The organism is Clostridium sediminicola, assembly GCF_050402865.1.
In the GTDB taxonomy this organism is placed as follows: Bacteria; Bacillota; Clostridia; order Clostridiales; family Clostridiaceae; genus Clostridium_AF; species Clostridium_AF sediminicola.
Genome location: NZ_BAABMF010000003.1, coordinates 1 through 13,721 on the forward strand (window position 1 = coordinate 1; position 13,721 = coordinate 13,721).

13 protein-coding genes are annotated in these 13,721 nt (G+C 29.2%); 8 read left to right on the forward strand and 5 right to left on the reverse strand.

Translation table 11 applies throughout. The features are described 5' to 3' along the window. Nucleotides 1-100: 100 nt before the first annotated feature. Nucleotides 101-673, reverse strand: a complete 573-nt coding sequence (locus tag ACQ3F0_RS06700; protein ID WP_428864379.1) for a 2-oxoacid:acceptor oxidoreductase subunit gamma family protein — start codon at nucleotides 671-673, stop codon at nucleotides 101-103. Between the two features lie 363 nt (nucleotides 674-1,036). Here ACQ3F0_RS06700 and ACQ3F0_RS06705 point away from each other — a divergent pair, with 363 nt between their 5' ends. From ACQ3F0_RS06705 to ACQ3F0_RS06725, 5 genes are all read left to right on the forward strand, one after another. Then, nucleotides 1,037-2,440, forward strand: a complete 1,404-nt coding sequence (locus ACQ3F0_RS06705; RefSeq protein ID WP_428864380.1) for a sigma 54-interacting transcriptional regulator — start codon at nucleotides 1,037-1,039, stop codon at nucleotides 2,438-2,440. A gap of 404 nt (nucleotides 2,441-2,844) precedes the next feature. After that, on the forward strand, nucleotides 2,845-3,045 hold the full coding sequence (locus ACQ3F0_RS06710; RefSeq protein WP_428864381.1) for a DUF1858 domain-containing protein: 201 nt from the start codon (nucleotides 2,845-2,847) through the stop codon (nucleotides 3,043-3,045). A gap of 281 nt (nucleotides 3,046-3,326) precedes the next feature. Further along, nucleotides 3,327-4,631: an ABC transporter substrate-binding protein gene (locus ACQ3F0_RS06715; RefSeq protein WP_428864382.1), complete on the forward strand. Its 1,305-nt coding sequence runs from the start codon at nucleotides 3,327-3,329 to the stop codon at nucleotides 4,629-4,631. A gap of 103 nt (nucleotides 4,632-4,734) precedes the next feature. Then, nucleotides 4,735-5,598: a carbohydrate ABC transporter permease gene (locus ACQ3F0_RS06720; RefSeq protein WP_428864383.1), complete on the forward strand. Its 864-nt coding sequence runs from the start codon at nucleotides 4,735-4,737 to the stop codon at nucleotides 5,596-5,598. Next, complete coding sequence (locus ACQ3F0_RS06725) at nucleotides 5,598-6,428, forward strand: carbohydrate ABC transporter permease (RefSeq protein WP_428864384.1); 831 nt, start codon at nucleotides 5,598-5,600, stop codon at nucleotides 6,426-6,428. Before ACQ3F0_RS06720 ends, ACQ3F0_RS06725 begins: the two co-directional genes overlap by 1 nt. 51 nt (nucleotides 6,429-6,479) lie before the next feature. On the opposite strand, the gene ACQ3F0_RS06730 is transcribed toward ACQ3F0_RS06725, so the two are convergent. Genes ACQ3F0_RS06730 through ACQ3F0_RS06745 form a run of 4 tightly spaced genes read right to left on the reverse strand, consistent with a single transcriptional unit; the run spans nucleotide 6,480 to nucleotide 9,667 of the window. Beyond that, nucleotides 6,480-7,388: an ABC transporter substrate-binding protein gene (locus tag ACQ3F0_RS06730; protein ID WP_428864385.1), complete on the reverse strand. Its 909-nt coding sequence runs from the start codon at nucleotides 7,386-7,388 to the stop codon at nucleotides 6,480-6,482. After that, nucleotides 7,385-7,996, reverse strand: coding sequence for an ABC transporter permease (locus ACQ3F0_RS06735; RefSeq protein ID WP_428864386.1), 612 nt, complete (start codon nucleotides 7,994-7,996; stop codon nucleotides 7,385-7,387). The genes ACQ3F0_RS06730 and ACQ3F0_RS06735 overlap by 4 nt, the downstream gene beginning before the upstream one ends. A gap of 26 nt (nucleotides 7,997-8,022) precedes the next feature. Continuing rightward, nucleotides 8,023-8,646, reverse strand: coding sequence for an ABC transporter permease (locus tag ACQ3F0_RS06740; protein WP_428864387.1), 624 nt, complete (start codon nucleotides 8,644-8,646; stop codon nucleotides 8,023-8,025). A gap of 16 nt (nucleotides 8,647-8,662) precedes the next feature. Further along, nucleotides 8,663-9,667: an ABC transporter ATP-binding protein gene (locus ACQ3F0_RS06745; RefSeq protein ID WP_428864388.1), complete on the reverse strand. Its 1,005-nt coding sequence runs from the start codon at nucleotides 9,665-9,667 to the stop codon at nucleotides 8,663-8,665. Nucleotides 9,668-9,785: 118 nt separating this feature from the next. Here ACQ3F0_RS06745 and ACQ3F0_RS06750 point away from each other — a divergent pair, with 118 nt between their 5' ends. From ACQ3F0_RS06750 to ACQ3F0_RS06760, 3 genes are all read left to right on the forward strand, one after another. Beyond that, the gene (locus ACQ3F0_RS06750) at nucleotides 9,786-10,943 is read left to right on the forward strand and encodes an MFS transporter (RefSeq protein ID WP_428864389.1); all 1,158 of its coding nucleotides are present in this window, start codon (nucleotides 9,786-9,788) and stop codon (nucleotides 10,941-10,943) included. A gap of 261 nt (nucleotides 10,944-11,204) precedes the next feature. Beyond that, complete coding sequence (locus tag ACQ3F0_RS06755; protein ID WP_428864390.1) at nucleotides 11,205-12,089, forward strand: hypothetical protein; 885 nt, start codon at nucleotides 11,205-11,207, stop codon at nucleotides 12,087-12,089. 202 nt (nucleotides 12,090-12,291) lie between these two features. Beyond that, a complete protein-coding gene (locus tag ACQ3F0_RS06760; protein ID WP_428864391.1) occupies nucleotides 12,292-13,659 on the forward strand; it encodes a sodium-dependent transporter in 1,368 nt (455 codons plus the stop codon). Nucleotides 13,660-13,721 lie beyond the last annotated feature (62 nt).

Here is a 13,721-nt window from a genome sequence, read left to right on the forward strand (position 1 = left end):
CTCCAGTTTTGAATTCACTAGAATTACCTCTCTCATAAATGTCTCCACCTGGAGTGATTTCAGTCCACTTTATACTCTCGTTAATGTTTATTTTACTCATTTATTTCACCTCCTGAAGGGCCATTTTTAATGCTGCCATGTTACCTTCAATTACTTCAGGTTTTGATGCAAATTTATGTTCAAAAGAATGTTGCATTTCTTTTAAGAATACGTCTTCAGGCATAACTTCACTAATTTTAGCAATTGCTGCTAGCATTGGAGTGTTAGGGAAATATCTTCCTAATGTTGCTTCTGAAACTTTTTTAGCATCAATAGTATAAATTCTTCCTTCATACCCTTTTAAACTTTCACGAATTTCTTCTGGAGATTTTTCTGTATTTACTACAATTGCTCCATTGCTTTTCAATCCTTTTGCTACATCGATTGAAGCTATTAAAGTTTGATCTACAACTACTACGAAATCAGGCTCATATATATTAGAGTGTACTCTGATTTTTGTATCACCTATTCTGTTATAAGCTGTAATAGGCGCTCCCATTCTTTCTGGGCCATACTCAGGAAAACCTTGAACATATTTACCAGTACTAAAAGCTACATCTGCTAATAATAAAGATGCAGTTTTTGCTCCCTGACCGCCACGACCATGCCATCTTATCTCTGTTACTTTAGACATATTTTTTCCCTCCTGTTATCTTTTCTATTTATACTTATAGCAATTAGCATACCAATTATAATTCCATTTGTAAAGCATGTATTTAACTTAGGTTTTTGAAAATATCCATATCTTTTATGTTGCAATTTTGTTATAATGTTAGAAAGAAAGTGTTGTAATTAGTACAACTGTTATGTAGAATTCTTATTCTTAGATTATACTTAGTAATGACAACTGAAATAGATTGCGAAAGGTATCCACAACTTGTCACTTATCACTTGTAACTTGCCACTATAAATTTCGAACTTGTTCGCAATTTATAATTATTGTGTATTAAAATAGAAACAAACAAAATTCTTACTTAAAACTAAGGAGTGTTATAAATTGATATCTTATGAAGATTTTTATAAAAATAAATTGTTTGAATGTTTTTGGGATAAATCAAATGATGGGCTTAACGTAGTTGACCTTCAAGGTAATCTACTATATATAAATAAAGTTTCAGCCGATTATGCAAATACAGCTGTTGATGATATGATAGGAAAACATATTTCTGATTTTTATCCAGATGCTGTTCTCTTAAAAGTATTAGAAACTAAAAAAGCATTACTAGATAAAAAAATTCATTATGTTGCTGGCAAAAAATATGTAGTAAGTTCTTATCCTCTTTACATTAACAATAAATTTTCAGGAGCATTCTCTATTTTCAAAGATATTAAAGAAATCGATGAATTAAATAAAAAAATTAAGTATCTACAACTACATTTGGATTTAAATAAAACAGAAGAAAGTATTTCTTCTATTATAGGAAATAACGGAAGTTTAAAAAACACTTTAATTCAAGCTAGACGAACGGTAGGGGCTTTAGGTGGACCTAGACACTCAATTATCACAGGACAATCTGGAACTGGCAAAACAATGTTAGCTAATCTTATATATACATATGCTAAAAAAGTCGGTGTTATTGACCAAAATGCTCCTTTTATAGAAGTGAATTGTGCCCAATTTACAAATCCAGACATAGCAGCAGTAGAAATATTCGGTTCAGAAAAAGGTGCTTTTACAGGCTCAACTGAAAAAAAAGGCTTGTTTGAAAGTGCAAATGGTGGTATTTTATTTTTAGATGAAGCTCATGCTCTAGAGCATTATCAAACTCTACTATTAAAAGCCATAGAATCAGGTAGAATAAGACGAGTTGGTGGCGGAAAAGACATTAGTATAGATGTTATTATTGTAGCTGCATCTACAAAAAATTTAAAAGAGGAATTGTTACCTGAACTATATCAACGTTTAGCGCAGTATGAACTATACCTGCCGTCATTATCAGAAAGAAGTTTAGAGGAAAAATCTTCATTATTAAATCATTTTGTTACCAAATACGAGAATGCTGTTGAAAGCCTTCAAGGTATCAAATACCACGTTCATTTTTCCAAAGAAGCTAAAACAGCCCTCCTTCAAGCAATTTATCCAAGAAATATTCGTCAATTTAGAGATATTATTAATTTTAGTATTGATGCTGCTTCTCCACTAATATCTGATATTGGCGACAACAAAGAAATTAACACCTCTGTAAATGTAGAACATTTACCATTTGAAATATTTAATGAGGATTCAGAAAATAAATACGCAGACAATAATAGTAAGATAAAAGAAAATATTGAAAAAATTATTGATTCTCTTCACGAACAAGGTTTAGGACCACGTAAAATTTCCAACAAATTAAAGGATAAAGGGTATTCAATTGAATATTATCAAATTGCATACTACTTAAAAAAAAGGCATAAATAATATCAAGAACAAATAGAATTCTCTAGAGAGTGATTGCTAAACCTCACTCTCCAAATTATTCTTAAATTTTTAGAAAGTTAGTATACACTAAATTATTAAGCAATTCATATGCCAAATAATCAATACCTCTGATATCTTGTATTCATCCCAATGTAAGATAACCTTGTAATTTAAATCGTTATAATTTTGTTATAATGTTATAAATATTTTGTTATAAATCTCATAATATCATTCTTATAGTTTTAATCATATAAAAATACTTAATATGAATGAACTTTCAAAAAAATTCAATCCTGTAACATATATCACATTATTTAATAAAGATTAATGATATATTTAACTCACAAAACACAATAACTTATTGTGAATTAAAAAATAAACTTACATTACAGGAGGTTTTATAAATGAAAATAACTAAGACTAATACAATCGGGGATGTAGTAAGAAACTATCCTGAAACAATAGAAATTTTAATGAGCTTTGGAATGGGTTGCGTTGGGTGTCCTTCAGCTCAAGCAGAATCTATTGAAGAAGCAGCTGGAGTTCATGGATTAGATGTAAATTCATTACTAGATGCTTTAAATAATTCAATTCAAAAAAAGTGATTTAGTTAATCTTCAACAACAATATATAGCCACAATATCGATCTAAGGTTGATATTGTGGTTAATTTTATTTAAACTGACTTTTTATTGTTTAATCTTATGATATTAAAAAATTATTTCATAAATATTCCATTTAAGATATAAATTTATAAATTTTATTTGCTATATTATTCAAAATAACATTGACACCCCATATTAAAAGAGATATAATAAAGATGCGCAAACGTTTGCGCATAAAGATGTATTTTAATTATTATGATAAACTTTATATGGAGGGATATTATGAAAAATAAAAAACTTATTGCATTAGTAACTACTCTAGTACTATCTATTGGTGTTTTAGCGGGGTGTGGAAACAAAACTGACAGTAATACATCAGAAAAAGTTGAAGTTGATATTTTTCAATTTAAAGTTGAAGCTAAAGACGCTTTAGAATCAGCTGTAAAAGCTTATACTGCCGAAAATGAAAATGTTACCATTAATGTACAAACTGTTGGTGGAGGCGATGATTACGGCGCAGCACTAAAATCAAAATTCGCTTCAGGACAAGAACCTACTATTTATAACATAGGTGGAACTCAAGATGCTTTGGATTGGAAAGAAAAACTCCAAGATTTATCTTCAGAACCATGGGTTTCTCAAGCATTTGATGGCTCTTTAGATGCTGTAACATTAGATGGTAAAATATATGGTTTACCATTTAACCAAGAAGGTTATGGATTTATTTACAATAAAGCTATTTTTGAAAAAGCTGGTATTGACCCTACTTCAATCAAAACATTTTCTGATTTAGAAGCTACTGCAAAAGAACTAGATTCCCAAAAAGATTCTTTAGGACTAGAAGCAGTATTTGCACTTCCGGGAAAAGAAACTTGGGTTACAGGTTTACATCTATCAAATGTTGCATTTGCAAATGAATTTGATACAGTTGTTGATGCGTTTAATTCAAAAGAAATAGAATTTAAACATAATGAAGGACTACAAAAATTATTAGATTTACAAATCGAATATGGTTTCAAACCAGATGGAAAAAACGGTTCAATCAATAGTGTAGATTACTCTACTCAAGTTGAACAAAAATTTTCCTTAGGTGCTGTTGCAATAATTCAACAAGGTAACTGGGCTTTCGGTTCAATTGATAGTGTAGACAGTGATTTATCTCAAAACATAGGTATACTTCCAATGCCTCTAGATGGTGTGTCTGAAGGTTCTATTCCAGTAGGCATTCCAATGTACTGGGCAATTAATAGTAATTCTGATGAAGCAAAAATAACAGCTGCTAAAGATTTTTTAAATTGGTTATATACTTCTGATACTGGAAAAGATATGATTATTAATGACTTTAAATTCATACCTGCTTTCAAAGGTTATGAAGGCGATAACTTAAAACCAGCAGATCCTTTAGCTCAAGAAGTTTTAAGATACTCAAACGAAGGTAAAACTATGCCATGGGTATTCATGGGTTACCCAACTGGATGGGGAATGGATAAATTAGGCTCTGATATTCAAAGTTATATCTCTGGTGACCTTTCTTGGGATGATTTAGTAAATAACGCTAAATCAGAATGGTCTGCAGCTAGAAAATAATTCAATAATTATTTTATAATAAAAGTTAATAATCCTGGATGAGTTTATTTGTAGCTAGTCCAGGATTTTTCTTAAAAATTTTATTTTAAAGGAGCGGGGTTAAATGAGGAAAAACAAACTATCGTTTTGGCTATTTGTTGGACCTGTTTTGTTTGCATTTACTATAGTTCAACTGATACCATTACTATTTGGTATATATTATTCATTTACAGACTGGAATGGAATAAGCTCAAAAATAAGTTGGATAGGTATCCAAAACTATATTACTGCATTTACTGATCCTACATTTGGGAATTCATTTATGTTTACTTTCAAATTTACTATTGCTTCAGTTATTGTTCTAAATGTTATAGGTTTCACACTAGCACTTATAGTAACTAGAGAATCTAAGCTTAGCAATATTCTAAGAACTGTATTTTTTATGCCAAACTTAATTGGTGGTCTTATTTTAGGTTTTATCTGGCAATTTATCTTTACACAAGTGTTTGCAACATTAGGTTCCGTAACAGGCCAATCTTGGTTATTAGGCTGGTTATCAAATGAAAAAACTGGATTTTACGGTCTTGTTATATTAATGTCTTGGCAAATGGCTGGTTATTTAATGATTATTTACATCGCAGCACTTCAAAACATACCTCAAGAATTAATCGAAGCATCACAAATAGACGGTGCAAATATATTTGAAAGAATAAAACACATTGTTATGCCATTAGTTCGCCCAGCATTTACAGTAAGCTTATTTTTAACATTATCAAATTCATTTAAACTTTACGACCAAAACTTATCTTTAACAGGTGGTGGTCCTTCAAACAAGACTCAGATGTTAGCAATGAATATATATAATACTGCGTTCAAGTTTAACTCTATGGGTGTCGCACAAGCAAAAGCAGTTATATTCTTTTTAATTATCGGGTTAATAACAATTACTCAAGTATACTTTTCTAAAAAAGGTGAGGTGGAAATGTAATGAATACATCTAAAAAATTTAGTTTATCAAAATTACCTGTTATTATTATAAGTCTAGCCTTAGGACTGTTATACTTATCACCTTTTTATATTATTATTATAAATGCTTTCAAAACAAAAAAAGAACTATTCCAGAGCACTCTTGCATTGCCAACCAAATGGGCATTTAATAATTTTACAGAAGCTTTTGAAAGACTTAATTTTCTAAAAGCCTTAGGTAATTCTCTTTTTGTGACAATTACAAGTGTTATAGTTATTATAATATTCACATCAATGGCTGCATGGATGTTAGAACGTACTAAATCAAAGGCAAGTACAATTATTTTTTACCTTTTTATTTCTGCAATGTTGATACCTTTTCAAGCTGTAATGCTACCATTAGTTAGAGTTATGGGAAAACTTCATTTATTAAATCTTGGTGGAATAATTTTTATGTATTTAGGCTTCGGTACATCTCTTTCTGTTTTCTTATATCATGGATTTTTGAAAGGAATTCCTAAAGAGCTTGATGAAGCTGCAATGATAGATGGATGTAATAAATTTCAGACTTATTGGAAAATAATTTTCCCATTATTAAAACCTATTTCTATCACAGTTGCTATTTTAAATACTGTTTGGATTTGGAATGATTTCTTATTACCTTCATTAGTTATAAATAAACCTGCAACTCAAACTATTCCATTGAGAACATTCTTTTTCTTTGGAGAATATACAAAGCAATGGCATTTAGCTTTAGCGGGATTAATTTTAGCTATAATTCCTGTAATAATCTTCTATTTCCTCGCACAAAAACATATTATAAAATCAATAACGGCAGGAAGTATAAAATAAGCATTTTGCATAGCAAAATGCTTATTTTTTCACATCATAAATTCATTTATACTATCGTCCTAACAAACCATTAGCTTTTAAAAACTCTTTTGCTACATCCTCAGCATCCATATTTTCATCACCATCTACTTTTTTATTAAGTTCCTTCATAACTTCAGTTGTTAGCAAACTAAAAAGAGCATTGAATTTTTTTTCTAACTGAGGATACTTTTCTAAAAGTTCATTTCTTACCACAGGTGCTGCATAATAAGAGGGCCAAATATTTTTATCATCTTCCAGTATAATCAAATTATACTTTTCTATCTGTCCATCAGTATTATTTCCAAGACAAACATCAAAAGCTCCATCAATTAAAGCTTTATACTGCAACCCCATATCCATTTTAACGGTTTCTCTAAAATCTTTAAAACCTCCGTAATTTTCATTTAAATACTCAATTCCATCTTTTCTTTCCCAAAACTCCCCTGGAGCGCAAAAAACTAAATCTTTACTCTTCGCTGATATATCCGAAAAATTTTTAAGGTTATATCTTTTGCTATTTTCAATGGTAGTAACTAACACGCTTTTATTATCAGCCTTTGATGGTTCAAGCCAAACCAATTCAAATTCTTTATATGATTCTTTTACAGTATTATAAACGTCCTCCCCATCTTCTAAAATATCTTTTTTCAAAATATACATCAACGCTGATCCAGTGTACTCCGGATATGTATCAATTCGTCCATTAACAAGAGAATCGTGAATGAGTTTAATTCCGTTCATTCCAAAAACTCTTTCTACACTTATCCCTTCATTCTCAACAACCTGTGCCATCAATTCTCCAAGTATATATTGTTCTGTAAATCCTTTAGAACCAATTTTCACAACATCTTTCTTTTCAATCATATCTCTAAAAGTGGAACAACTAATAAAACTAGTGCTAATCATTACTGAAAAAAATATTATAAGAATTTTTTTCATTTACTATCACTTCCGGTTTTTACCACCTTTTTATGGACTAAATCAAATAATAAAGTAGTAATAATTGCAATTATACTTATAGGAACAGCACCTAGTAATAGGTACTTAGGGTCAGCAATACTAAGTCCTGTAAGTATGTAATCCCCTAATCCACCTGCTCCAATTACAGCACTCAAAGCTGCTGCAGATACAATCTCTATGGAAGCTGTTTTTATTCCTCCTAAGATAATTGGTGCAGCTTGTGGCAATTCAACTTTAAAAAATAAGTTTTTCTCATCCATCCCCATCCCTTTAGCCGCCTCAATAATTGCTTCATCAATATTTTTAAATCCAGTATAGAAATTTATTAAAATAGGTGGAACCGCTAAAATAACTAAAGCTATAAAAGCTGGGAAAAATCCAATTCCAATGTATGGCAACATCAATGCCAAAACTAAAAGAGTAGGTATCATTCTAAGAAAATTCATCATAGTTATTAAAACAGCAGATAATATTTCACTTTTATATGCCAATATACCTAGAACCCCTCCAATAAAAATCGCAATTATTAAAGAAGAGAAACTAAGTTTTATGTGAATTAAAACAGAGCTAACAAAATCTGTGTACATTCTATACACTCCTTTTTAGTCGAATATCAACTATGGTTTACTTTGTTGTAAAAGTATTCCAAAATTCTATATCCACCTTCATTTATCAACATCAGTGCAATTAAAGCAATTGAACCGGCAGCAATTTTCCCACTGTTATCAGTTCTGATACCTTCTAAAATTATTTCGCCCAAGCCCCCGCCATTTATAAAAGCTGCTATAGAAGCTAAGCTAATCAAAGTTACAGTAGCAATTCTAATTCCTGCAAGAATAACAGGTAAAGCTATTGGAATCATAACTTTATACATTCTTTGCCATTTACTCATGCCCATACCTTTTGCTGCTTCAATAATTTCAGGTTTAATATCATCAATGGCAGTTGTAATATTTCTTACAAGTATCATTTGTGCGTAAAACACTAAAGCTATCAGTGAAGATTTAAAACCTAACCCAAAATACGGTACTAGTATTGAAAGCATTGCTATAGCAGGAATAGTATATATTATGTTTAATCCATTTAAGACTATTATTTTAACTTTTTTATTTTTTAGAATTAACAGACTTACTGGTAATGCTAAAGCTATTGCTACAAAAACCGAAAAATATGTTAGTATCATGTGTTGTAAAAAAAGCACTTTTAATTTATCAAAATGACTAAGTAAATATTTCATAGTATCTCCTCTTTTACTAATCAACAATATTCTTCTTTGAAAATTTTATAATCTCATCCCACGTTATTGTTTTGTTCATACTCCTTTTATTTTCTTTCACTTTAACTTCACGTAAATTTTTCTCTAACATTATTGATAATACATCTCGTAATTTATCTCCCGTATCTACAAATTCTTCTGTTATATTTTTTATGTTATTCTTATCATCACATTCGTTTTTTGTTAACCCATCACTTCCAATTGAAAGTAAATCTGCAACTTTTACAATACTCATCTTTTTTATAATGTCAGTACATCCAATAAAATTTCTAACAAATTCATCTTTTGGGCTTTGAACAAACTCTAACGGAGAGCCACATTGAACTATTTCTCCATCTTTAACTAAAACTATAGTATCTGCATACCGCATGGCCTCCTCAACATCATGAGTAACCATGAATAAAGTTTTATTCCCCTCATTTTGAATCTTAGCTAACTCATCTTTCATTTTTCTCTTAGTAATTATGTCTAAAGCAGAAAAAGGTTCATCCATTAATAGAACTTCTGGATTTCCCGCCAAAGCCCTTGCAATGCCTACTCTCTGTTTTTGTCCACCTGATAATTCTGAAGGATATTTTTCTGAATACTCATCGTATTCAAGTCCTACTAGATTCAAAAGTTCTTCAATTCTACATTTTATTTTTTTATCTTCCCAATTAAGAAGCTTAGGAACAACAGCTATATTTTCAAATACATTCATATGTGGAAACAAACCTGTTTGTTGAATTGCATACCCCATTTTTTGTCTTAACTTATTTACAGGTACCTTTTGAATATTTTCATTATCAATATATATTTCACCTTCTGTTGGTAAATACAATCTATTTATTAATTTTAAGAGAGTAGATTTACCACAACCAGATGGCCCTAAAAATGCTATATATTTTCTCATATCTAATTGTATATTTATATTTTTTAATGCTGGTTTACCTTTACTTCCTTTATAATACATGGTCACATTATCAAATTTTAATTTTTCCATGTCTTTCTCCTTTAATGGTTAGATGTTTCATGAATATATTTTAACCTTGTTAAAAAATTTAATTCTAAATTTCTTACAATCATATAAATATAGTAAAAAAGGGATATTAGGTGATACTATGAAAAAAAAATTGAGATTTCTTAATAATATACATATCATTCTTTTTATTTTAACAACTATGTTTCTAATTTCTGTTTGCGATAACTTGCGAGGACCATATTCAATTCAAATAAAAAATTATTTTCAAATAAATAATACTCAATTAAGCTTGATATTTATTGTAAGTTCTCTATCCTATATGTTTTTTTCAATGTTCAGTGGATTTCTTTGTCGTAGAATAGGTCACAAAAACTCTATTTGTATAGGTTTTGTACTTATAATTTTATCCATTGTAAAAATATTACTAAGTCTTTGTTATAGTGATTTTTTAATTGGACTTTTTATTACCAATGCTGGCGAAGCATTAATCTTAGTGGGCATAAATACAATTATTCCTACAATGAATATAAAGTATAAAGCTATAGTAATGAATTTACTACACTTTTCTTACGGAATTGGAGCTGCTTTTATTCAAAAAAAGTCAGCTTTTATGATAAAGCACAACTTTGATTTTATTCATGTTCATTTTGTACTAGGTATTATATTTATAATTTGGTTGTTCCAGCTCTTTAATATAAATTTAAGTCCAATACCTTCTAAAAATAAAACAAGTCAAAATATTTTACCTACAAATAAAAAATTATTATTAAGTTATTTACTAGCTTTAGGACTATATCTTTCTGCTGAGGTTAGTACAGCTAATTGGTTTACTAACTTCATTGGAGAGACCTACGGATACAATGAGTCTTTCAGTTCAAAATATTTATCTCTATTCTTTATTTTTATTGCCATTGGCAGAGTTCTTGGAGGATTCATAGTAGAAAAAGTAGGTTATCTAAAGTCTTCTTTATATGCACTTTTGACTTCAACAATTTTATTTACTTTTGGATATATTTTGGGTCTTTCAGGCTTCTTATTAATATCGCTATCAGGTTTGTTTTTTTCAATTTATTATCCTACAATGCTTTTAACTATTAAAGATAACTTTAAGGAAAACTATACATATATTACTAGCTTAGTATTTTCATTTGGCTCTCTTTGCTGCATTGCTATAAATTTTATAATAGGTTTCATTAGCGACCATTTTGGTGTTTTTAAATCTTTTTATATAATCCCTCTTTGCCTAATTATTAGTCTTTGTTCTACTCTTTACATTTACTCAGAAAAAGTAAATTAAAATAAACAATTTATTCATATTATTATTTTAAAAAAATATACATTAAGTATATTAATAGAAAGGAATGATAAGATGAGATGTCCTAAATGTAAGTACAAGCTCCCCAACTATAGTTTACATATTTGCCCAAATTGTAGTACCAAGTTAAATTTCAAAAACCAACAGAAAATGTATAAAACAAAAAAGTCGATTATTCTATTTGTTACTAACCCATTGAAACTATGTACTTCAATAGTAATAACTATTTTAAGTGTTTTTATTTTGTTTCAGTTATTAATGTACAATAAATCTAGAATGGCCTTATATAATGCTGAAAAATTAATAAAAGTATGTGATTACTCTACTGCCTATACTCAGCTCATTGATTTTAAAAAAGAAAACAAATATAAACATCTAGAAGAAAAAGCTGAAAAGCGAATTAATGAACTAATTACCTTATCCAATTCCCAATTTTTAGAAGGCATTGAAATTCTCAAAAATGACAGATCTAATAATTTTGTTGATACAGAAACATTTTTTATTAATTACAAAAAAGCTCACCCATATACGGAAAATTTGGATAAGGTTAATTCTATATTGAATCTTATAGAAGAGTACAGTGAAGTGAATATTAAAATAACTGAATTAAATACTTTAAATAACTACCTTGAAGCTAATGAAGATGTTATAGAAACTTTACAAACCTATCTTTATGACTCTAATGAACTCTATATTTTATCTAAAGACATAGTTTATAAGAATAATAAATCTTCACTTGCTAAACTCTTAACCCTTATCGATTCAAACTTATATTATTATAAAGATATGGTTTTAGAAATCTCTAGTTTAGAAGCTACAGATATTAAATATACTTTGTTCCAATATAACGAATATGAATCAATTAAAAATATAGTCAACAATAGTGTAATGCCAGCATTATCTCTATATGAAAAAATTGTGTTAAATAAAAGCAACAAATCTTTCTATGATTCTTTAAAACCTTCTTTTGCTAAATATGAGAAATTGCAACCTACTGTAACCAAAATAATTGATGATAAAAATAAATTTATTAAAATGATAAATACTGAAAAAGAAAAATATAAAAAAGAGTCTGATAGGCTTTACAAAGAAATACTTAGCAATAAAACCTTAAGTGTTATGCTTTAAAAATAGTATTATTACTATATTGCTATTTATGTATAGCTACATAGCAAATGAATCCTATATTGACAATTTAAAGCGATAAAGATATAATACCTTTGAATCATATTTAACTTCCGTCTTTATGAAATTCAAATTTCATAAATATGGAAGTTTTATATTGTCATGGTTATTTTGTAATATTTGACAAAATTGAGGGGGCAAAAAAATGAAAAGAGAAAATTTTGGGTCAAAGGTAGGAGTTTTAGCTGCTGCTGCTGGCTCAGCTATAGGATTAGGTAACATATGGAAATTTCCTTATATTACTGGCGAAAATGGAGGCGCAGCATTCATTTTAGTTTATTTAGCATGCATATTATTAGTTGGTCTTCCCGTAATGCTAGCAGAGTTTGTAATAGGAAGAAAAACACAAAAAAATGCAGTTGGATCATTTAAAGAATTAGCACCAAATACATCTTGGAATTTAGTGGGAGGTGTATCAGTAACAACTGCTTTTATTATTCTATCATTCTATGCAATAATAGCTGGTTGGGTATTTTCTTACATTGGCAGATCAGCTCTTGGCAAGCTAGTTAATATTCCAATAAATGAAATGGAAAGCAGTTTTAGTACTTTAACGTCAAGTGTATACGAGCCTATGCTTTTTACACTATTAGTTATTACTGTAACTTCATTTATTGTAATTTCAGGTGTTAAAACTGGTATTGAGAAATATAGTAAAATATTAATGCCATTATTATTATTATTACTTATCGCACTTATGATTAGATCTGTAACTCTTGAGGGATCATCTAAAGGATTAGAATTTTTATTCAAACCTGATTTTTCTCAACTAAGCAGAGATGGAATTTTAGAAGCTTTGGGACATGCTTTTTATTCATTAAGCTTAGCAATGGGTATTATTTTGACATATGGTAGTTACGTTAATAAAAAAGAAAATATACTTTCACTTGCTATACAAGTTACTATTGCAGATACTTTAATTGCACTTATGGCAGGAGTTGTTATCTTCCCAGCTGTATTTGCGTATGGATTTAAACCTGACCAAGGACCAGGATTAATATTTATTACTTTACCAGCTGTATTTAAATCTATGCCATTCGGTGCATTCTTTGAAACTTTATTCTTTTTATTGATTGGTATAGCGGCTATTACATCTACAATATCTTTAATGGAAGTTGTGGTGGCATTCGTTACAGAACAATTCAATATGGAGAGAAAAAAGGCTACTGTATTGATAGCTGCAGCATTATTCTTATTATCAATTCCAAGTAATTTAGCATGTGGACCTATGAGTGATACAACTATATTTTTCGGATATAATTTCTTTGATTTCCTTGATAAATTGACTGCTAATATTTTCTTACCATTAGGAGGAATATTAATTTGTTTATTCACTTCAAAAGTTTGGGGTGTTAAAAATGCTATAAAAGAAATCACTAGTGATGGATTATATGACTTCAGATGGGAAGGTTTATTCACTTTTGCTATTAGATTCCTAGCACCTGTATCAATATTTTTGATTTTCTTAAGTAAATTAGGTCTATTCACATTTATAGCTAATCTAATTAAATAATATTTTGCAAGTGACACTCTTTTTCCTTAGCTTGTCACTTGCAGCTTATCATTGTCGCTAAA

What these genes read in the sequence shown, in the direction of transcription:
- ACQ3F0_RS06700 (WP_428864379.1), bottom strand. Translation starts at nt 673, where the DNA reads ATGTCTAAAGTAACAGAGATAAGATGGCATGGTCGTGGCGGTCAGGGA.
- ACQ3F0_RS06710 (WP_428864381.1), top strand. Translation starts at nt 2,845, where the DNA reads ATGAAAATAACTAAGACTAATACAATCGGGGATGTAGTAAGAAACTAT.
- ACQ3F0_RS06715 (WP_428864382.1), top strand. Translation starts at nt 3,327, where the DNA reads ATGAAAAATAAAAAACTTATTGCATTAGTAACTACTCTAGTACTATCT.
- ACQ3F0_RS06720 (WP_428864383.1), top strand. Translation starts at nt 4,735, where the DNA reads ATGAGGAAAAACAAACTATCGTTTTGGCTATTTGTTGGACCTGTTTTG.
- ACQ3F0_RS06725 (WP_428864384.1), top strand. Translation starts at nt 5,598, where the DNA reads ATGAATACATCTAAAAAATTTAGTTTATCAAAATTACCTGTTATTATT.
- ACQ3F0_RS06730 (WP_428864385.1), bottom strand. Translation starts at nt 7,388, where the DNA reads ATGAAAAAAATTCTTATAATATTTTTTTCAGTAATGATTAGCACTAGT.
- ACQ3F0_RS06735 (WP_428864386.1), bottom strand. Translation starts at nt 7,996, where the DNA reads ATGTACACAGATTTTGTTAGCTCTGTTTTAATTCACATAAAACTTAGT.
- ACQ3F0_RS06740 (WP_428864387.1), bottom strand. Translation starts at nt 8,646, where the DNA reads ATGAAATATTTACTTAGTCATTTTGATAAATTAAAAGTGCTTTTTTTA.
- ACQ3F0_RS06745 (WP_428864388.1), bottom strand. Translation starts at nt 9,667, where the DNA reads ATGGAAAAATTAAAATTTGATAATGTGACCATGTATTATAAAGGAAGT.
- ACQ3F0_RS06750 (WP_428864389.1), top strand. Translation starts at nt 9,786, where the DNA reads ATGAAAAAAAAATTGAGATTTCTTAATAATATACATATCATTCTTTTT.
- ACQ3F0_RS06760 (WP_428864391.1), top strand. Translation starts at nt 12,292, where the DNA reads ATGAAAAGAGAAAATTTTGGGTCAAAGGTAGGAGTTTTAGCTGCTGCT.